Here is a 19,165-nt window from a genome sequence, read left to right as displayed (position 1 = left end):
ACACGACGCGCTCGGCGCCGTTGTCGATAGGTAGGAGCAGTCCATGAACCAGCGCTACGCCGACGTGGCGTTCGAGGACCGGATGTCGCACGTGGACTTCCGGGTGGCGGAGAAAGCGCACATCGTCGTGGACACCGACGTGTGCCGGTCCTGCACCACCAAGGCGTGTGTGCACGCGTGCCCCGCGAACCTGTTCGTGCCCACCGACGACGGCGGCATCCTGTTCAACTACGAGCAGTGCTTCGAGTGCGGCACGTGTTACCTGGTGTGCGACGGCGGCAACGCGATCAGCTGGAGCTATCCGGACGGCGGCCAGGGTGTGGTGTTCCGCCATGGGTGAGCTGCTGGTCGTTGTGGCGCTGCGCTGGGCGGACGGCAGGGCGCGGGTCGATCCGCTCACCGGCGAGGTGGAGACCGACCCGCGCGGGGCGGGTGCCGGGGAGGCGGACCGGTGCGCGCTGGAGCACGGCCTGCGGATCGCCGGGGCCGCCGGGGGCCGCTGCGTCGCCGTCACCGTGGCGCCGCCGCAGGCCGAGGAGATGCTGCGCGACGCCCTCGCGTGCGGCGCGGACGCCGTGCTGCGGGTGGACGTGCCCGAGTGGGACCCGCGGCTGGCAGATTCCGGCTCCGGGACGGCGCAAGCGCTTGCGCAGGCGGTGCGGGCGGAGTTCGGCGAGCCAGGCCTGGTGCTCACCGGGGACCACTCCGCCGACCGGGGCACCGGCAGCACCCCGGCGTTTCTCGCCGCCCGGTTCGGCTACGCGCAAGCGCTTGGCCTCGTGGAGCTGGCCTACGCCGACGGCGCCCTGACGGCCGTGCGCAGGCTCGACCGGGGCCGCCGCGAACGGCTGGCGGTGCCGCTGCCCGCCGTGTGCTCGGTGGAGCCCGCCGGGGTGCGGCTGCGCAGGGCGGGCCTGCCCGCCACGCTCGCCGCCCGCACCGCGGACGTGCCCACGGTGCCGGGGGCCGTGGCCGGGGAACCGGTCACCGTGCATGCCGCGCGCCCGTACCGGCCGAGGGCCAAGGAACTGCCTCCGCCGCCGGAGCCCGACCCGCGGCTGCGGCTGCTGCGGCTCACCGGAGCCCACGAGCAGCGCGACCCGCCCCGGGTCGTGGTCACCGACGATCCGGGCGAGGCCGCCGACGAGCTGCTCGGCTACCTGAAGGCCAAGGGTTACCTCGCATGAGGACGGCTCTGGTGACGGGTGCGGCGCGGGGCATCGGCGCGGCGGTGGTGCGCCGCCTCGCGGGCACGGGCTGGCAGGTGGTCGCGGTGGACCGGTGCGCCGACGACCCGCGGGTGCCGTATCCGCTCGGTACCAGGGAGGAACTGGCCGCGCTGGCCGCCGAACATCCCGGCAGCGTGGTGGACGTCGTGGCCGACGTGCAGGATCTGCCCGCGCTGCGCGACGCCGTCGCGGTGGCCGAGGAACGCTTCGGCGGGCTCGACGCGGCCGTCGCCTGCGCGGCACTGCTGGCGGGAGGCCGTCCCCTGTGGGACAGCGACGACGCCGAGTGGGACGCGCTGTTCTCCGTCGGCGTCGCCGGTGTCGCCAACCTCGCCCGCGCGGCGGTGCCCGCCCTGCTGCGCCGTCCCGAGCCACGCACCGGCCGGTTCGTCGCGCTCGCCTCCGCCGCCGCGCACCACGGCCTGTGGCACCTCGCCGGGTACAACGCCGCCAAGCACGCCGTCGTCGGCCTGGTGAAGGGACTCGCGACCGACCTGCGCGGCACCGGCGTGTGCGCCACCGCCGTCTCCCCCGGCTCGACCCGCACCGCCATGCTGGAGGCCACCGCGCGGCTCTACGACCTCGGCGACGCCGAGGAGTTCGCCGCGCACCAGCTCAGCGGGCGGCTGCTGGAACCGGACGAGGTCGCCGCCGTCGTGTGCTTCCTGTGCTCCGCCGAGTCCTCCGCCGTCACCGGCAGCGTCGTGCACGCCGACGGCGGCTTCACACCGTGAAACCCGGCACCCGGTTCACGCTGGACGGCTCCGTCCGCAGGCGCGGGCCACTGCTCATCGGCGGCTCGCCGCTGCGGCTGGTCCGCCTCGGTGCGGGCGGGACGCGGCTGCTGGACCGCTGGCTCGCCGGGACGCCGCTCACCGAGTCGCCCGCCGAGGCGCGGCTCGCCCGCAGGCTCGTCGACGCGGGCCTGCTGCATCCGGTGCCGCCACCGGAGCTCACCCCCGCCGACGTCACGCTGGTGGTGCCGGTGAAGGACAACCCCGCCGGGGTGCGGCGGTTGCTCGCGGCGACCCGCGACCTGGGCTGCCACGTGGTCGTGGACGACGGCTCCCGCGAGCCCGTGCCGGGCGCACCCGTGCGGCACGAGCGGCCCGCGGGGCCCGCCGCGGCCCGCAACGCGGGCGCCGGCCTCGCCACCACCCCGCTGATCGCGTTCCTCGACTCCGACACCGTGCCGGAGCCCGGCTGGCTCGACGCCCTGCTGCCGCAGTTCACCGACCCGGCGGTGGTCGCGGTGGCACCGCGCATCCGCAGCGCGCCGGGGCACGGCGCAGTGGCGCGGTACGAGGCCGACCGGTCGAGCCTCGACCTGGGCGGGCGGCCCGCGCCGGTGCGGCCGATGAGCCGGGTGAGCTACGTGCCGAGCGCGGCGCTCGTGGTGCGCAGGCGGGCACTCGCCGAGGCGGGCGGGTTCGACGTGGCGCTGCGGTTCGGCGAGGACGTCGACCTCGTGTGGCGGCTGCTGGAACAGGGCGCGGTGCGCTACGAGCCGTCGGCCGTGGTGACGCACGACCCGCGCGCGGACCTGAGGGCGTGGCTGCGGCAGCGCTACGAGTACGGCACGGCGGCGGCGCCGCTGGCCGCCCGGCATCCGGGCCGGTTGTCGTGTGCGCGGATGTCGGCGTGGAGCGCCGCCTCGTGGGCACTGCTGGTGGCGGGCCGCCCCTGGGCGGCGCTGGCACTCGCGGCGGGCACCACGGCGCTGCTGCCCCGCAAGCTCCGGCCGCGCGGCGTCCCGGCCGGTGAGGCGCTGCGGCTGGCCGCACTCGGCCACCTCGGTGCGGGCCGTCTGCTCGCCGACGCCACGCGCAGGGCGTGGTGGCCGGTGGCGTTGCTGAGCAGGCGGGGCAGGCGCACGCTGCTGGCGGCGTTGCTGCCGTGCCTGGCCGAGTCGCTGGGCAAACCGCCGTCGTGGCTGGCCCTGCGCGTCGCCGACGACCTCACCTACGGCGCGGGGGTGTGGGCCGGCTGCGCCCGGCACCGCACGCTCGCGCCGCTGCTGCCGCAGTTCACCGAGGGCTCCCTGCGATGACGGCGCTCGGCAGCCGTGTCTGGCCCGGCGTCGGGCCCTCGGTGCTCGCCGTGCCGCTGGGCGCCACCGAGCAGCACGGTCCCCACCTGCCGCTGGACACCGACACCACCATCGCCGCCGAGCTGTGCCGCCGTCTCGCCGGGCGGGTGCCCGATGTGCTGGTGGCGCCCGCGCTGCCGTACGGCTCCAGCGGGGAGCACGCCGGTTTCCCTGGCACGCTGTCGATCGGCCGGTCCGCGCTGGAGCACGTGCTGGTGGAACTCGTGCGCTCCGCCGACCACTTCGCCGGGGTCGTGCTGGTCAACGGCCACGGCGGCAACCTGGCTGTGCTGCGTCGCGCGGTGCGCACACTGCGCGAGGAAGGCCGGCGCGTGCTGGCGTGGTCACCCAGCGGGCGCGCCGACGACACGCACGCCGGGCGCACCGAGACGTCGGTGCTGCTGCGCCTGCGCCCGGCCGACGTCCGGCTCGAGGCCGCCGAGCCCGGCGTCACCACGCCGCTGCCGGACCTGCTGGACCGGCTGGTCGCAGGCGGCGTCCGAGCGGTGAGCCCGAACGGTGTGCTCGGCGATCCGGCGGGAGCGTCGGCCGAGGAGGGCGAGGCGGTGCTCGCGGCGTGGGCGGACGCGCTGGCCGCCGCCGTGCACGACTGGCTGGGGCGGTGACGCTACCCTCGACGGACACGATCAGCGACGAAAGTGGTGACCCGATGTCAGCACCGCGAGAGGGACGCGGCAGCCCGGTCGTCAGCCGCCGCCGGGAGGTCAGTCACAAGAGTGCGCGCTCGTTGCTGATGACGCTGCTCGGTGAGTTCGTGCTGCCGCGTGACCATCCCGTGTGGACGTCGGTGCTCGTCGACGCGCTGGCCATGTTCGGGGTCGAGGAGAAGTCGGCGCGGCAGGCGCTGGCCCGCACCGCCGCCGAGGGCTGGCTCGAGTCCGAGCGTGTGGGCAGGCGCGTGCGCTGGTCGCTGACGCCGCCCGGCCGCAAGCTGCTCACGGAGGGTGCGCGGCGCATCTACGACTTCGGCAGCGTGGAGCGCCCGTGGGACGGCCGCTGGCTGCTGGTGCTGGTGTCGGTGCCCGAGCCGAAGCGCGACCTGCGGCACCAGCTGCGGACCAAGCTCACGTGGGCAGGGTTCGGCTCCCCCGACCCCGGCGTGTGGATCACCCCGCACACCACCCGGGAGACCGAGGCGCTCGACATCCTGACCGAGCTGGGCCTGCGCGACGCGATGTCGTTCGTCGGGGCTCACGGCGCGGTCGGCGACGAGGCGACCATGGTGGCCAAGGCGTGGGACCTGCGGGACCTGGAGACACGGTACGAGGAGTTCGTCGCCGAGTTCGCCGGTCTGGAACCCGCCAGCGGGGACGCCGCGCTCGACGCGCAGACCCGGCTGGTGCACGAGTGGCGACGGTTCCCCTTCCTCGACCCCCAGTTGCCTGCCCCGCTGTTACCGGAGGGCTGGAGCGGAGCCAGGGCGGCGGAGGTCTTCCACGGCAAGCACACCGAATGGCGCCCCGCCGCCCAGCAACGCTGGGACGAACGCCTCGCCGAAGAGGAAGCCGCCTGACGACGCCCCAGTGGCTCCCCAATGCCACATTTGTAGCGCTCAACGCTACGAATGCCGCATTGGTGGCGTTGAACGCCACGAATGCCACATTGGGGAGCTTGGGTGGCTCCGGGTCAGATGGCGACACCGGGGAACAGTTTCGCGGCGTTGCCTGACAGGATGCCGCGCAGCACGTCGTCGTCGAACCCGAGGTCCATGAGCGCGCGCACGTTGCGGGCCGTACCGGGAACGCCGGGCCAGTCGGTGCCGAACACGAACTTCTCCGCCAGCCTCGCCAGGTCGAAGCGCGCGTAGTACTCCGGAAGCTTCTTCGGCGGAAGGCCCGCGAGGTCGAGCCACACGTTCTCCTTGGCCTGCGCCAGAAACGCCGCCACGTCGTACCACCAGCCACGCCCACCGTGCGCGAGCACGAACGGCACACCTGCGAAGTCCTCCACCACGTCCAGCAGCAGCTCCGGGTCGCCGAACCGCGCCCGCGCGCCCGGGAAGCTGCTGGTGCCCGAGTGCAGGATCACCGGAACGCCGCGCTCCTCGCACACGCGATACGCCGCGTACAGCTCCTTGTCGGCGGGCGAGAACCCGGCGTGCACCGGATGCAGCTTCAGCGCCACCGCACCGAGGTCCAGCTGGCGCTCCACTTCGGACGCCAGCGGATGGTGCAGGTGCGGGTTGACGTTGGCCACGAGCCGGAACCGCTCGGGGTTGTGCCCGGCGATCGGCAGGTTGTCCTCGATGGGTTGGATGCCGGTGGCGCGGGGACTGTACTCGCAGAACAGCAGGGCCCTGTCCACGCCCTCGGACTCGAGCAGGGCGTCGAGGCGTTCGGGCACCGGATTGCCCGCCTGGTCGTAGGCGTCCCGCCAGGGATGCGGGCCGGAGAAGCGGTCCGCCCAGTCGAGCCACGCGGGTTTGACCGTGGCCAGACGCGGCACGTGGACATGGGCGTCCACGACGGCGAAGCCGTCGATCACGGGGCTGCCGCCTCGGCCGGTGCCGCCACGGGCTCGCCCGTCACCCCGGGTGATCTCACCAGATCCCGCAGGACGTTGCGGCGGATCTTGCCCGTCGCCGTCTTCGGCAGCTCGGCCAGCTCCACCACCGCCCGCGGGCGCTTGAACGCCGCGAGTTCCTCCCGGCACCACTGGATCAGGTCGCCCTCGTCGACGTGCCTGCCCGGCATGGGCACCACGCACGCCACGGGCTTGTCCAGCTCGTCGGAGTCGGGCACCGCCACCACCACGGCCTCGGCGACGTCCGGGTGCTCCAGCAGCCGGTCCTCCACCTCGCTCGGCGTCACCCAGATCCCGCCTGCCTTGATCATGTCGTTGAACCGGCCGAGACACGTGTACGTGCCGTCACTGTTGCGCACGTAGGTGTCGCCGGTGCGCGTCCACTCGCCGAGGAACACCTTGCGCGACGTCTCCGCCCGGCACCAGTAGCCGACCGCGGCGCTGTCGCCCCGCACGTACAGTTCCCCGGGCGTGCCGTCGGTGTCGATGACGGCGCCCAGCTCGTCGCGGATCTCCACCTCGTAGCCGGGCACGGGGATGCCGGACGACGACGGGCGCGCCTGCCCCGGCCGGTTGGAGATGAAGATGTGCAGCATCTCGGTGGAGCCGATGCCGTCGAGCACCTCGACGCCGAACTGCTCGCGCATGCCCTCCAGCATGCGCGCCGGCAGCGCTTCCCCCGCCGACACGCCCTGCCGGACCGTGGCGAACGCATCGCGCGGCACGTCGGCCGCCAGCAGCGGGCCCCAGAAGCTGGGCGTGCCGAACAGCAGGGTCGCGTGCTCGGTCATGGCGCGCGCGGCCACCAGCTGCGGCGTGGGCCGTGCGGCCTCCAGCAGCGCCGCGGCACCGACCGACAGCGGGAAGAACATCGAGTTGCCGATGCCGTAGGCGAAGAACAGCTTCGCCACCGAAAGGCACCGGTCGTGCGGCGCGATACCGAGCACCCGCTGCCCGTAGTTCTCGGCCACGAACCGGATGTCGGTGTGCCGGTGCATCGCGGCCTTCGGCATCCCCGTGGTGCCCGACGTGTAGAGCCACAGCGCGGGCGAGTCCTCCCAGGTGGCGTAGGGCCGCTCGGCGAGGCCCGCGCCCCGCAGCCGTTCCCACTCGTCGGTGAGCACGACGGTCTCCACGTCCGGCGCCTGCTCGACGGCGGCCCGCACGGTGTCGGCGAACTCCACGGAGCCCAGCACGACGCGCGTGCGCGAGTCCGCGATGAGCTTGCCCAGCTCCCCGCCGGTGAGCATGGTCGAGCACGGCACGGCGACGGCGCCGAGATACATCGCGCCGAGGATGGCCGTGAACAGCTCGATCTCGTCGACCATGCACATCAGCACGCGTTCCTCGGACCGCACGCCCAGCTCGCGCAGCCCCGCCGCGACCCGCCGCACCTCCTCGTCCAGCTCGGCGTAGGTCAGCGTGCGGGTGTTGGACACGACGGCGGTCCTGGCACCGTCACCGGCGTCGACATGCCTGCCGACCAGGTAGCCGGTCGCGTTGAACGTGGTGGGAACTGCGGTCGGCACGGGCATGGGTTCCGCCTTCAGCTCAGGTAGACGTACTCATAGTCGAACGGTTTGCCGTTGATGCCGTTGGTGGGAGGCGCGACCCAGCTGGCGATCTTGCCCCGCTCGTAGACGGGATGCATCAGCGACCGCACGAACGCGAGGTCCTCGCTCGTGGGCAGCCATCGCCGCGTTCCCTTCTCCCACGTGTGCTCGTCGACGATAGTGCCGTCGGGGGTCACGTGGTAGCCCGCGTTGACGCCGACCTTGCGGTTGAAACCGGGGTGCGGCAGGTACAGCTGCCGGTCGATGCCGTTGTCGGCGAGGATCTTGTTCCAGCGCTTGAGCCCGGTGCGGCAGTCGGCGATGTACTCGCCGCGCAGGTCGAGGTTGAGCAGCAGGATCGACTGCAGCTCCTCCTGGGTCCACGTGCCGTCGTCGGCGGGTCGTTCCAGCACGGCGCTGTCGTCGGTGAGCTTGTGGTCGTCCTTGCGCCGGGTCTCCCTCCACCGGCCCTTGAGCCCGGCCGTGTAGTAGTTGGCGGCGTTGGTGGAGGTCTCCGAGCCGAACAGGTCGAGCGAGACGCTGTAGTGAAAGTTGATGTACTTCTGGATGACGTCCAGCGGGATGCCGCCGTGCGCGGCGATGTCGGCCGTGTCGTGCTCGCGCATCAGCTCGGCGGTGCGGGTCACCACGCGGTCGACACCGGTGGTGCCGACGAACATGTGGTGCGCCTCCTCCTTGAGCATGAACTCGCACGTGCGCGACAGCGGGTCGAACGCCGACTCCTTGAGCGTGCCCAGCTGGTACTTGCCGTCGCGGTCGGTGAAGTAGGTGAACATGTAGAAGGCCAGCCAGTCGGCGGTCTCCTCGTTGAACGCGCCGAGGATGCGCGGCGTGTCCGGGCTGCCGGAGTTGCGGTAGAGCAGCGCCTCGGCCTCCTCGCGGCCCTCCCGGCCGAAGTAGGCGTGCAGCAGGTACACCATGGCCCACAGGTGCCTGCCCTCCTCCACGTTGACCTGGAAGAGGTTGCGCAGGTCGTAGAGGCTGGGCGCGGTGAGCCCGAGCAGGCGCTGCTGCTCCACGGAGGCCGGTTCGGTGTCGCCCTGGATGACGATGAGCCGCTGCAGGTCGGCGCGGTACTCGCCGGGCACCTGCTGCCACACCGGCTCGCCCTGGTGCTCGCCGAAGGCGATCGTCCTGCCCGGCTCGCGTTCGGCGAGGAAGATGCCCCACCGGTAGTCCTCGGGCACCACGTGGTCGAAGTGCGCCCAGCCCTCCCTGCCGACGCTGACGGCGGTGCGCAGGTACACGCCGTGGGTCTCCAGCGTGGGGCCCATCTCCGACCACCAGTTCATGAAGCGCGGTTGCCAGCCCTCGAGCGCGCGCTGCAGCCTCCGGTTCGACGACAGGTCGACGTTGTTGGGGATCTTGCTGTCGTAGTCGATCTTTTCCGGCATGCGTCACACCCGTTTCCGGTCGAAGACGGCTTTCTGCCCGGTGCCGTAGCGGCGCAGCGCGCCGTCCTGGCCCGAGGCGTTCGGTCTGTTGAAGATCCAGTTCTGCCAGGCCGACAACCGGCCGAAGATCTTGGTCTCGACGGTCTCGGGGCCGACGAACCGGTGGTTGGCCTCCATGCCGGTGAGCGCGTCGGGCGACAGCGAGCGCCGTCCCTCCACCACGAGCCGGATCTCGTCTTCCCAGTCGATGTCGTCGGGTGCGTCGGTCACCAGGCCCAGCTCCGCCGCCTCCGGCGGGGAGAGGTCCCGGTCGCGCTCGCGGCCGAGCCGGTCGAGGTGCTCGTCGTGGCCGTGGAAGCGGGAGGCGAGGCGGGACAGCCCGTTGCCCATCGGCAGCGCGCCGAAGTTGACGCCGGACAACTGGATGGCGGCCCGCTCGTCCGAGTCCTCGTCCTCGAGCGGAGGACCGTCCAACATGTACTGGCGGTCGCAGGCCAGCGCCAGCTCCAGCAGCAGGCCCGCGAAGCAGCTGCCGGGCTCGATCAGGGCGAGCAGGCTGCGGCTGGTGACGTCGAGCCGCTTCAGCGTGCGTTTGTAGTAGTGCAGGATCTCGCGGCACAGCCAGTCGGTGCCGGCGTGGTCCACCACCAGCCGCTCGTGAGCGAGCACGCGCCGCGCGTCGCCGGTGGTACGGACGACCCAGGTGCCCAGCTCGGGCTCGTTGGCGCGCAGCCGCAGGATCGCGTCGTCCAGCTCGCGGGTGAGCGCGAGCAGCCAGAACCGCGCGCCCTGGGCGTGCACACCCGCCACGTCGGCGGGCGGGTCGTCCTCCGGGCCGCGCACGGTCAGCTCGACGGTGCCCGCCGCGCGGTCGTAGGCAGCCGACACGTGGCGGTAGAACAGGCCCTCCGGCGAATCCTGCCGGGTCAGCGGGGTCAGCTCGATGCCGGTGGCGTCGCGGGGCCGGTCGCTGCGCGCGGCCAGCTCGGCCGCCCTGCGGGTGACCGTCTCGGTGAACTCGCGGCGCGGGGCGAGCGCGTCGACGAGGCCCCACTCGACGGCGGCGCGGCCACGCACGCCGTCGCTGCGGGTGGCGAACACGTCGGCGCGGTCCCTGCGCACGTGCCGCTTGTCGACCACCCGGGTCAGCCCGCCGGTGCCGGGCAGCACGCCGAGCAGTGGCACCTCGGGCAGCGCCACGGTGGAGGAGTTGTCGTCGACGAGCACGATCTCCTCGCACGCCAGCGCCAGCTCGTAGCCGCCGCCCGCGCAGGCGCCGTTGACGGCGGCGAGGTAGGCCTGTCCCGAGTGCTCGGTGGCGTCCTCCATCCCGTTGCGGGTCTCGTTGGTGAACTTGCAGAAGTTCACCTTCCACTCGTGGGACGAGGACGCGAGCATGCGGATGTTCGCGCCCGCGCAGAACACGCCGTCCTTGCCGGAGGTGACGACGACGGCGCGCACGCCGGGGTGCTCGAAGCGCAGCCGCTGCGTGGCGTCGTACAGCTCGATGTCGACGCCGAGGTCGTAGGAGTTCAGCTTCAGCTCGTACCCGGGCACGAGCCCGCCCTCGGGGTCGACGTCGAGTTCCAGCCAGGCCAGTTCGCCCTCGACCCGCATCCGCCAGTGCCGGTACGAGCCAGGATGCGCGTCGAACGACACGGCCGGGTCGGCGGCGGTCTCGACGACGTCGTCAGTGGCGGCAGTCACACCCCCAGTTTCTACGCATCGGGCGCCATGCGTCAACCTTGTGTAGAATCAGATCGCGACGGCACCGAGCCGAAGGTGCCCTCGGGTCCGTGCCCGGTACCCAAGGTGCCCTTCGGCTCGCCGCCGCCGGACCGGCTGTGATCGGCAGGCTGCCTATGGTCCGCGCTTGCCCGCCGCTTCCTCGAACGCCCCGCGAGGTTCCTCGCGGGAACCGAAGTCCACGACATCGTGCCCGAACGGCATGCCGACCAGCCAGTCCCCGAGTACGCGAATCTTGCGGTTGATCGTGGGAATCTGGCTCGCGTAGTAGGCGCGGCGTGCCGTCCAGGCGAGCACACCGTCGAACTTGCGGCCGAACGCCTCCCCCACGGCCTTGTTCTTGCCGAGGGTCACGAACTCGCCGCGGCTGCGGTAGCGGAACGGCTGAGGCCGCTCGCCCCGGAGCGTGGCCACCAGGTTGTCGCCGAGCTGCGTCGCCTGCCGCACCGCGTGCTGCGCGGTCGGCGGGCACACGCCGCCGGACTCCAGATCGGGCACGGCCGCGCAGTCGCCCGCCGCCCAGATGTGGTCCTGCCCCTCGAGCCGCAGCGTCTCGTCGACGACGAGCCTGCCCCGCTCGTCGGTGGCCAGCCCGAGCTTGCCGACCACGGTCTGCGGCCGGGTGCCCGCGACCCACACGAGCGTGCTGGCGCGGAACTTGCTGCCGTCCGACAGCTTCAGCAGACCACCCTCTGCCGACTCCAGCTGCGTGCCGAGCCGCAGGTCGATGCCGCGTGCGGTGAGCTCGGTTGCCGCGCGTTCGGCCAGGTCCTCGCTCACCGTGGTGAGGATGCGGTCCAGGGCCTCCACCAGCACCCAGCGCATCTCCGACGCCTCCAGCCGCGGATAGCCCGCCAGCACGTCGTGAGCCATGTCCTGCAGCTCGGCGATCGCCTCGACGCCGGTGTAGCCGCCGCCGACGAAGACGAACGTCAACGCGCAGCGCCGCAGCTCCGGATCGTTGGTCGCGGAGGCGATCTCCAGCTGGCGCAGCACGTGGTCACGCAGGTGCGCCGCCTCGGCCAGCGAGTTGAACCCGATGCCCGACTCGGCGAGGCCCTCCACGGGCGCGAGTTTCGCCATCGCGCCCATGCCGAGCACCAGCTCGTCGTACTCCAGGTCGATCGGCGGGCCCGCGGTCGGCTCGACCGACACCACCTTGCGCTCGGTGTCGACGCTGGTGAGGCTGCCCGCCACGAAGCGCGTCCTGCGCAGCACTGCGCGCAGCGGCACCACGGCATGCCGGGGTTCGAGGGTTCCGGACGCCACCTCCGGCAACAACGGCCGGTAGACCATGAAGTTCTCCGGATTGACGACGACCACCTCGGCCTCGCCGCGGGCCAGTCGCTTCTGCAGGCGCAGTGCGGTGTACAGGCCCACGTAGCCACCGCCGGCGATCACGATCCTTCTCGGCACTCGAACCTCCTACCCAGCGTTGAAGATCACGACGTACGCGATGAGGAAGCCGGCCACCACCAGCACACCCACCACGATCGCCACGAGCCAGCCGACGGCCATGCCCTTGGACTGCTCTGGTTCGCGGTGGGAGACACCGGATGTCTGCGCGGAGTCCGGCGGCGTGTCACCGGGCTGGACTCCACCGCCCTCCTCAAGGCCGGGTGTCCGGCGGGGATCCGGGTCCGGTGGTGGCGCGGTCATGGCTCCCTCTCGTGCCGGGATCTCACAGCGTTCCCCGGACGGGTACCCACGCCGGGCAGCGCAAACCCGCGTTTCGCGGCGTCGTGGCAGGGGTAGGCCCGGTTGACCCGGGGATGCCAGGCACAACGGGGAAGGAGGCTCGCAACATGCACCGCGAGAGCGACCGGCACGGGCCGCGTGAGGACGACGAGCTCAAGTCCGAGCTGCAGGGCATGCTCAAGGGCAACCGGCCGAGCCGGGCCGAGGAATGGCGGGATCCCGAGCCGCCCGCGGACGACGACTACACCGTGCCGCCGATCGACGAGCACGAGGAACCCGAGCGCTGAGTGGACCCAGACGTCACGACGGCCGGGCCGCTCCGGCCGTCAGGGCGGCGGGGGTGACCCCGCCGTCGACGGCGTCGAGCTCGTCGGCCCGGTCCAGCAGGTCCGTGGAGAGGCCGCGCAGGTGTATGCCGAGCGCACGAAGCCCCGCGGCGGGCAGCTCACCACCGTCCTGATGATGGATCAGCTCCACGACGGCCTCACCGAGCCGCGTGTTGACGGCGGACAGGCGTGCGAGTAGCTCGCGGTCCTTCCGGATCACGGGTCATCACCCCTCGAGACGATGTGCTGATGCGTAGCACGCTACAGCACATCGTTGCGGCAGTGAAGTAGTGGGCTACCTCTTGTCACTCCCTGCCACGGACGATCGTCGGCTCGAGCTCGTCGTCCTCGTCGCGCGGGACGGGAATCCGCATGTTGCCCGCGGAGTCGCCTGCCCCGCCGTGCATACCCGGCTGCACCGGTTCCACGACGTCCACTCGTGTCTCGGTATCGGGCGTCCGCATCACCGGCTCCTTCCACTCGTCCGTGCAGCGCCTGCGCGCATCCGACGATCTTGATATACCCCGGAACGTGAGCCCGGTAACACAGGGCGATCCCAACCTGAATGGCTGAAAGCTTCCAGCCGGATGCCGTAGCGCGGCCCCACGCTAGAGTCCCGCGAATGCCGGACTCCCCACTCGATCTCGCCGACCTCCCCGCCATCGAGGGCGACGTCCTCGACGACGAACCGGCGCTCGCCGCCGCTGCCCGGGACTGGGGCCACATCGTGCAGGCCCGTCCGCGCGCGGTGGTGCGCGCGGCCTCGGCGGCCGACGTGGCCGCCGTCGTGGAGTTCGCCGCGGCCAGAGGCGTGCCGGTGGCCCCGCGCGGCGCGGGGCACTCGCCGTTCGGGCAGTGCCAGGCCGACGGCGGCATCGTGCTCGACCTCACCGGCCTCGCCAGGGTGCACGGCGGTGAGGGCGACACCCTGGTGGTCGACGCGGGCGCGCGCTGGCAGCGGGTGCTCGGCGCGACCCTGCCCCGCGGCCTGACCCCGCCGGTGCTCACCGACTACCTGGAGCTGACGGTGGGCGGCACCCTCTCCGTCGGCGGTCTCGGCGGGGCGAGCCACCACCACGGCGCGCAGACGGACACGATCACCGAACTGGAGGTCGTCACCGGCACCGGCGAGCTGGTCCGCTGCTCGGCCGAGCACCACAGCGACCTGTTCGACGCGGTGCGGGCCGGGCTGGGGCAGTGCGGCATCATCACCCGCGCGACCGTCCGCCTGCGTCCCGCCCGGCAACGCGCCCGGCGCAGGCAGCTGTACTACGACTCGCTCGGCACGTTCCTCGCCGACGCCCGCACCGTGGTGAAGGACGGCCGGTTCGACTACGTCGAGGGCCAGCTCATCCTCGACGACGACTCCGGCACCTGGCGGCACATGCTGGAGGCGACGAGCTACTTCTCCCTGCCGCACGACCTCGACGAGGCCGCCCTGCTCGGCGACCTTGCCGACGACCGGGACGCGGCGGAGTCGGAGGAGATGACCTACCACGGCTTCCTCGACCGAATGGCCGACGGCGAGACGGTGCTGCGCGAGGAGGGCAGCTGGTTCCACCCGCACCCGTGGCTCAACGTGTTCCTGCCCGACGACGAGGTGGCCGACGTGGTGACGGAGACGCTGGCCGCCACCGAGGGCGCCGACCTCGGCGACTCGGGGCTGGTGATGCTCTACCCGATCCGCGCCGACCGGCTGTCCACACCGCTGCTGCGGGTGCCCTCCTCGGAGCTGGTCTGGCTGTTCGCGCTGCTACGCACCGGCAGGCCCTACGACCCGGAGGGGGTCGCGCGGATGATCCGGCTCAACGCCGAGCTGGCCGAGCGGGTCAGGCCCCTCGGCGGCACGGTCTACCCGGTGAACTCGATGCCGATGACGCCCCACGACTGGAAGGACCACTTCGGCGGCGCGTGGGACGCACTGGAGACGGCGAAACGGACATACGACCCACACGGTGTGCTCACTCCCGGACAGGGAGTCTTCGCACCAGGGTGATCGTCCGCACCCGGCGGGAAAACCCCCGGAAATGACCTGGCAACCGGCGCCGTCCGGGACAATCATGGGGGCATGGCGCTGACGAACCGGGGTGGCGGCGACCGGCAACTCTCGTCCGCGTGGGTCACCACCTCCGGAACCCGCGAAGGCCACGAGGCACGTGTGGCGGCGCTGCGCTCACAGCTGGCCGCGCTGCCCCGGGAGGCACCCGTGCGGCTGGCCAAGCGCACCTCCAACCTGTTCCGGCCACGCTCCGACGCGGACGGCGGCCTCGACGTCTCCGGGTTCACGCACGTGCTGAACGTCGATCCCGAGACCCGCACCGCCGACGTCGAGGGCATGGTCACCTACGAGCAGCTTGTGGACGCGACGTTGCCGCACGGGCTGATGCCGCTGATCGTGCCGCAGCTCAAGACCATCACGCTCGGCGGTGCGGTCACCGGGCTCGGCATCGAGTCGTCGTCGTTTCGCAACGGCATGCCGCACGAGTCGGTGCTGGAGGCCGACATCCTCACCGGCGACGGCGAGATCGTCACCGCGACGCCCGGCAACGAGCATCGGGACCTGTTCTTCGGCTTCCCCAACTCCTACGGCACGCTCGGGTACGCGCTGCGCCTGCGCATCGAGCTGGAGCCGGTGCGGCCCTACGTACGGCTGCGGCACCTGCGCTACAGCGACGCGCAGGAGTACTTCGCGGCGTTGCGCGAGGCCTGCGAGCAGCGGGACGCCGACTTCGTCGACGGCACCGTGTTCGGGCGCGACGAGATGTATCTCACCCTGGGCACCTTCACCGACACCGCGCCGGAGACCAGCGACTACACGTGGCTCGACATCTACTACAAGTCCATTCGTGAGCGGACGGTCGACCACCTCCCGGTGCGCGACTACCTGTGGCGCTGGGACACCGACTGGTTCTGGTGCTCGCGGGCGCTGGGCGTGCAGAACCGGCTCGTGCGCCTGCTCGTCGGGCCCAGACTGCTGCGGTCCGATGTGTACTGGAAGGTCGTCGCGTTCGAACGCCGGCACCAGCTGCTCGCCCGGCTGCGGCGGCGCCTCGGCCTGCCCCGGGAGGAGGCCGTCGTGCAGGACATCGAGGTGCCGGTGGAGCAGGCCGCCACGTTCCTCGACTTCTTCCACGCCGAGATCCCGATCAGCCCGGTGTGGGTGTGCCCGGTGCGGCAGCGCGACCCGCGGCGGCGCTGGCCGCTGTACGAGCTGGACCCGGACACGCTGTACGTCAACTTCGGGTTCTGGTCCGCCGTGCCGCTGGACGAGGGGGAACCGGACGGAAGCCACAACCGGCTCATCGAGCGCACGGTGGACGAGCTGGGCGGGCGCAAGTCGCTGTACTCGGAGAGCTTCTACGACGAGGACACGTTCTGGCGGCTCTACAACGGACCCGTCTACCGGTCGCTGAAGGACCGCTACGACCCCCGGCGGAGGTTGCTGGATCTGTACGACAAGTGCGTCAAGGCGAAGTAGCACAGGCAGCACAGGGTGAGGTGAGGCACGGATGGCACAGGACGAACTCGGGAGTGTGTTCGCGCGGCTGCTCGATGCGGACGCCCCCGTCGCGGTCACCGCGTACGACGGCAGCACCGCGGGCAGCCCGGACGCACCGGTACGCATCGACGTGCGTTCCCCGCTTGCCCTGAGCTACGCGCTGTCGGCCCCGGGGGAACTCGGGCTCGCCCGGGCGTACGTCACCGGGCATCTCGACGTCTCCGGCGATCTCTACACCCTGCTCAAGGGGATGAGCAGGGTGATCGACGGGCTGGGTCCGAGGGAGGGGCTGCGCATCCTGCGCAGGCTGGGCCCGCGTCACCTGCGGCCGGTGCCCGTGCCCGCCGAGGAGGCACCCGGCCGCATCCGCCGCGGCCTGCGCGGGCTGCGGCATTCCAAGGCGCGCGACAGCGCCGCGATCTCCCAGCACTACGACGTGTCCAACCGGTTCTACGAGTTGGTGCTCGGCCCGTCGATGGCCTACACCTGCGCGTGCTACCCCGCCGCGGACGCCTCGCTGGAGCAGGCGCAGTTCCACAAGTTCGACCTGGTGTGCCGCAAGCTGGGCCTCGAACCGGGGATGCGGCTGCTCGACGTCGGCTGCGGCTGGGGCGGCATGGTGGCGCACGCGGCCGAGCACTACGGCGTGCGCGCGCTCGGGGTGACGCTGTCCAGGGAGCAGGCACAGTGGGCGCAGAAGGACATCGTGTCCCGCGGCCTCGCCGACCGCGCCGAGGTGCGGCATCTCGACTACCGCGACGTGCGCGAGTCCGGCTTCGACGCGGTGTCGTCCATCGGGCTCACCGAGCACATCGGCGCCCGCAACCTGCCGTCGTACTTCCGGTTCCTCGCCTCGAAGCTGCGCGAACGGGGGCGGCTGCTCAACCACAGCATCACGCGGCCGCGCAACACCGAGCCCGCGCACACGGGTCCGTTCATCGACCGCTACGTCTTCCCGGACGGCGAGCTGGAGGGCGTCGGCATGATCGTCTCGGCGATGCAGGACAACGGCTTCGAGGTGCGCCACTCGGAGAACCTGCGCGAGCACTACGCCAGGACGCTGGCGGCCTGGTGTGCCAACCTGGACGCCAACTGGGACGAGGCCGTGCGCGAGTCCGGGGTGCGCAGGGCGCGCATCTGGGCGCTGTACATGGCCGCGTCCCGGCTGGGCTTCGAACGGCGCCAGATCGAGCTGCACCAGGTGCTCGGCGTGAAGGTCGGCGAGGACGGCGACTCCGCGGTGCCGCTGCGGCCGGACTGGGGCGTCTGAGCCGCGAGCCGGGCGGGGGGCGGCGGCCTCGACCCCGCCTCCCGCCCGGGTTCAGCCGAGGTCGGCGAGCTTGCGCTGCAACACCGAGCGCTCGCGCTCGTTGCCGCACAGCTCGACGGCGCGGTTCAGCTCGGTCCTCGCCTCGTCGCCGCGGCCGAGCCGGATGAGCAGCTCCCCCCGGACGCTGGGCAGCAGGTGCGAGTTCGCCAGCGCTCCCCCGGCCATCAGCTCGTCCACGATGGACAGCGCGGCGGAGGGTCCCCGCGCCATCGACACCGCCACCGCCCGGTTCACCTCGACCACAGGAGACGGCGCGAGGCGACCGAGCGCCTCGTACAGCAGCACGATGCGGTCCCAGTTCGTCGCCTCGACCGACTCGGCGACGGCGTGGCATTCCGCGATCGCTGCCTGCAGGCCGTAGGCACCGAGGCCACGTCCTGCCCGCTCCGCGCGGGCCAGCGCCGCCCGGCCCCGGCGGATCGCGGCGCGGTCCCAGCGGCGACGGTCCTGGTGCTCCAGCAGCACCGGCTCGCCGTCAGGACCGGTGCGAGCGGGAAACCGCGCCGCTGTCAGTTCCAGCAGTGCCAGCAGGCCGTGGACCTCCGGCTCGCCGGGCATGAGCCGGGAGAGCACCCTGGCAAGGCCCTGTGCCTGGCTCGCGAGATCGAGCCGGATCAGGTCGTCACCGGAGCTCGCGGAGGACCCCTCGGTGAAGATCACGTAGATCACGTTGAGCACCGAGCCGAGCCGCTCGGCACGCTCCTCGGGAGGCGGCACCGCGAACGGCACCCTGGCCGCCCCGAGTGTCTTCTTCGCCCTGGTGATCCTGGCCTGCACCGTCGCGGTCGGGACGAGAAACGCCTTGGCGATCTCGTCACTGGTGAGGCCACCCACGACCCGCAGGGTGAGCGCCACCCTCGCCTCCCGCGAGAGCACGGGATGGCACGAGATGAACATCAGGGCGAGAACGTCGTCGTCGATCTCGTCCGGATCCCACAGCACGTCCTCCCCTGCCGGGGCCGCCGGCGCGCTGCCCGTGGCGGCGCCGCCCTCGCCCAGGTTGTGGGCGAGGGCGGCGTACCGCTCGTCAAGGGCGGAGCGCCTGCGGAACGTGTCGATCGCGCGGCGCCTGCCCACGGCGAGCAGCCAGCCCGCGGGGCTGCGGGGTATGCCGTCGCGCGGCCAGTTCACGAGGGCCTCGGCCAGCGCCTCCTGGGCGAGGTCCTCGGCCAGCGCGAAGTCGCCGGTGTAGCGGGCGAGCGCGCCGACGATCCGCGCGGACTCGATCCGCCAGACGGCGGCGACGGCCTCCCGGCCAGTGTGCTCGGCCATGTCCCCTCGATCCGCTCAGAGCTGGCCGGTGGCCTCCCGCCACGCCCGCTCCTTCTGGATCCACTCGTTGTCCTGCGGGAACTCGTCGATCGTGGTGACCCGGCGGATCTCGGTCTTGAAGCCCGGCCCGCTGATCGGCGAGCGCTTGGCCCACTCGATCGCCTCCTCCTTGGAGGCCACGTTGAGGATGTAGAACCCGTTGAACAACTCCTTGGTCTCGCCGTAGGGGCCGTCGGTCACGACGGGCGGCTCGGACGAGTAGTCGACGACCACGCCCTCCTCCGCGTCCGCGAGTCCCTCGGCGGCCACGAGCACGCCGGCCCGGATCAGCTCGTCGTTGAACTTGCCGACGGTCGCGATCATCTCGTTGAAGTCGAAGTCCCCCATCTTCGCGAAGGCCTCGTCGGTGGCGCGCATGATCAGCATGTACTTCATGGTTGGTCTCTCCCTGTATGTCGTGGCCC

The 19,165-nt window shown here is 72.1% G+C and carries 20 protein-coding genes; 10 read left to right on the top strand and 10 right to left on the bottom strand.

Translation table 11 applies throughout. The annotated features are described in order from the left end of the window. Positions 1 to 43 precede the first annotated feature (43 nt). From BAY60_RS11630 to BAY60_RS11605, 6 genes are read left to right on the top strand one after another with little or no spacing between them, the layout of a single operon-like run. Positions 44 to 340, top strand: coding sequence for a ferredoxin family protein (locus BAY60_RS11630; RefSeq protein WP_112280969.1), 297 nt, complete (start codon positions 44 to 46; stop codon positions 338 to 340). Beyond that, a complete protein-coding gene (locus tag BAY60_RS11625; protein WP_112280968.1) occupies positions 333 to 1,187 on the top strand; it encodes a mycofactocin-associated electron transfer flavoprotein beta subunit in 855 nt (284 codons plus the stop codon). Before BAY60_RS11630 ends, BAY60_RS11625 begins: the two co-directional genes overlap by 8 nt. Continuing rightward, on the top strand, positions 1,184 to 1,963 hold the full coding sequence (locus BAY60_RS11620; protein WP_112280967.1) for a mycofactocin-coupled SDR family oxidoreductase: 780 nt from the start codon (positions 1,184 to 1,186) through the stop codon (positions 1,961 to 1,963). Before BAY60_RS11625 ends, BAY60_RS11620 begins: the two co-directional genes overlap by 4 nt. Next, positions 1,960 to 3,279, top strand: coding sequence for a mycofactocin biosynthesis glycosyltransferase MftF (mftF, locus tag BAY60_RS11615; protein WP_112280966.1), 1,320 nt, complete (start codon positions 1,960 to 1,962; stop codon positions 3,277 to 3,279). Before BAY60_RS11620 ends, mftF begins: the two co-directional genes overlap by 4 nt. Continuing rightward, positions 3,276 to 3,944: a mycofactocin biosynthesis peptidyl-dipeptidase MftE gene (gene mftE / locus BAY60_RS11610; protein WP_112280965.1), complete on the top strand. Its 669-nt coding sequence runs from the start codon at positions 3,276 to 3,278 to the stop codon at positions 3,942 to 3,944. Before mftF ends, mftE begins: the two co-directional genes overlap by 4 nt. A 44-nt stretch (positions 3,945 to 3,988) precedes the next feature. Further along, complete coding sequence (locus BAY60_RS11605) at positions 3,989 to 4,852, top strand: PaaX family transcriptional regulator (protein ID WP_112282318.1); 864 nt, start codon at positions 3,989 to 3,991, stop codon at positions 4,850 to 4,852. Positions 4,853 to 4,965: 113 nt separating this feature from the next. Here the strand turns inward: BAY60_RS11605 and BAY60_RS11600 are convergent, their stop codons facing one another. From BAY60_RS11600 to BAY60_RS11575, 6 genes are all read right to left on the bottom strand, one after another. Continuing rightward, positions 4,966 to 5,823 (bottom strand): amidohydrolase family protein, encoded by an 858-nt coding sequence (locus tag BAY60_RS11600; RefSeq protein ID WP_112280964.1) that lies wholly within the window; start codon positions 5,821 to 5,823, stop codon positions 4,966 to 4,968. After that, entirely contained in the window at positions 5,820 to 7,397 is a 1,578-nt protein-coding gene (locus BAY60_RS11595; protein ID WP_112280963.1) for a benzoate-CoA ligase family protein, read from the bottom strand. Before BAY60_RS11595 ends, BAY60_RS11600 begins: the two co-directional genes overlap by 4 nt. 11 nt (positions 7,398 to 7,408) lie before the next feature. After that, positions 7,409 to 8,830, bottom strand: a complete 1,422-nt coding sequence (gene boxB, locus BAY60_RS11590; protein ID WP_112280962.1) for a benzoyl-CoA 2,3-epoxidase subunit BoxB — start codon at positions 8,828 to 8,830, stop codon at positions 7,409 to 7,411. Positions 8,831 to 8,833: 3 nt separating this feature from the next. Further along, positions 8,834 to 10,537, bottom strand: a complete 1,704-nt coding sequence (gene boxC / locus BAY60_RS11585) for a 2,3-epoxybenzoyl-CoA dihydrolase (RefSeq protein ID WP_112280961.1) — start codon at positions 10,535 to 10,537, stop codon at positions 8,834 to 8,836. 153 nt (positions 10,538 to 10,690) lie between these two features. Further along, complete coding sequence (locus BAY60_RS11580) at positions 10,691 to 11,992, bottom strand: NAD(P)/FAD-dependent oxidoreductase (RefSeq protein ID WP_112280960.1); 1,302 nt, start codon at positions 11,990 to 11,992, stop codon at positions 10,691 to 10,693. A gap of 9 nt (positions 11,993 to 12,001) precedes the next feature. Continuing rightward, on the bottom strand, positions 12,002 to 12,235 hold the full coding sequence (locus BAY60_RS11575; protein ID WP_112280959.1) for a DUF6480 family protein: 234 nt from the start codon (positions 12,233 to 12,235) through the stop codon (positions 12,002 to 12,004). A gap of 146 nt (positions 12,236 to 12,381) precedes the next feature. On the opposite strand from BAY60_RS11575, the gene BAY60_RS11570 reads away from it, so the two are divergent. Beyond that, complete coding sequence (locus BAY60_RS11570; protein WP_112280958.1) at positions 12,382 to 12,561, top strand: hypothetical protein; 180 nt, start codon at positions 12,382 to 12,384, stop codon at positions 12,559 to 12,561. A gap of 13 nt (positions 12,562 to 12,574) precedes the next feature. Here BAY60_RS11570 and BAY60_RS11565 read toward each other — a convergent pair whose 3' ends face one another. Both BAY60_RS11565 and BAY60_RS37050 read right to left on the bottom strand, forming a co-directional pair. Continuing rightward, positions 12,575 to 12,820 (bottom strand): hypothetical protein, encoded by a 246-nt coding sequence (locus BAY60_RS11565; protein WP_112280957.1) that lies wholly within the window; start codon positions 12,818 to 12,820, stop codon positions 12,575 to 12,577. Positions 12,821 to 12,905: 85 nt separating this feature from the next. Continuing rightward, positions 12,906 to 13,064 carry a hypothetical protein gene (locus tag BAY60_RS37050; RefSeq protein ID WP_170160384.1) on the bottom strand — a complete coding sequence of 53 codons (159 nt, stop codon included), beginning with the start codon at positions 13,062 to 13,064 and terminating at the stop codon, positions 12,906 to 12,908. A gap of 158 nt (positions 13,065 to 13,222) precedes the next feature. On the opposite strand from BAY60_RS37050, the gene BAY60_RS11560 reads away from it, so the two are divergent. The 3 genes from BAY60_RS11560 (at position 13,223) to BAY60_RS11550 (ending at position 17,369) form a co-directional block, all read left to right on the top strand. Next, positions 13,223 to 14,596: an FAD-binding protein gene (locus tag BAY60_RS11560; RefSeq protein WP_112280956.1), complete on the top strand. Its 1,374-nt coding sequence runs from the start codon at positions 13,223 to 13,225 to the stop codon at positions 14,594 to 14,596. Positions 14,597 to 14,668: 72 nt separating this feature from the next. Then, positions 14,669 to 16,078 (top strand): FAD-binding oxidoreductase, encoded by a 1,410-nt coding sequence (locus BAY60_RS11555; RefSeq protein ID WP_112280955.1) that lies wholly within the window; start codon positions 14,669 to 14,671, stop codon positions 16,076 to 16,078. Between the two features lie 31 nt (positions 16,079 to 16,109). Continuing rightward, on the top strand, positions 16,110 to 17,369 hold the full coding sequence (locus BAY60_RS11550) for an SAM-dependent methyltransferase (RefSeq protein ID WP_112280954.1): 1,260 nt from the start codon (positions 16,110 to 16,112) through the stop codon (positions 17,367 to 17,369). A gap of 51 nt (positions 17,370 to 17,420) precedes the next feature. On the opposite strand, the gene BAY60_RS11545 is transcribed toward BAY60_RS11550, so the two are convergent. Together BAY60_RS11545 and BAY60_RS11540 are read right to left on the bottom strand one after the other, a co-directional pair. Next, the gene (locus tag BAY60_RS11545; protein ID WP_112280953.1) at positions 17,421 to 18,701 is read right to left on the bottom strand and encodes an RNA polymerase sigma factor; all 1,281 of its coding nucleotides are present in this window, start codon (positions 18,699 to 18,701) and stop codon (positions 17,421 to 17,423) included. Between the two features lie 15 nt (positions 18,702 to 18,716). Beyond that, positions 18,717 to 19,136 carry a YciI family protein gene (locus BAY60_RS11540; protein ID WP_112280952.1) on the bottom strand — a complete coding sequence of 140 codons (420 nt, stop codon included), beginning with the start codon at positions 19,134 to 19,136 and terminating at the stop codon, positions 18,717 to 18,719. Between the last annotated feature and the right edge of the window lie 29 nt (positions 19,137 to 19,165).

It is taken from the genome of Prauserella muralis, from assembly GCF_003202285.1.
Taxonomy (GTDB): Bacteria; Actinomycetota; Actinomycetes; order Mycobacteriales; family Pseudonocardiaceae; genus Prauserella_B; species Prauserella_B muralis.
This window is presented reverse-complemented; position numbering and strand designations above follow the sequence as displayed.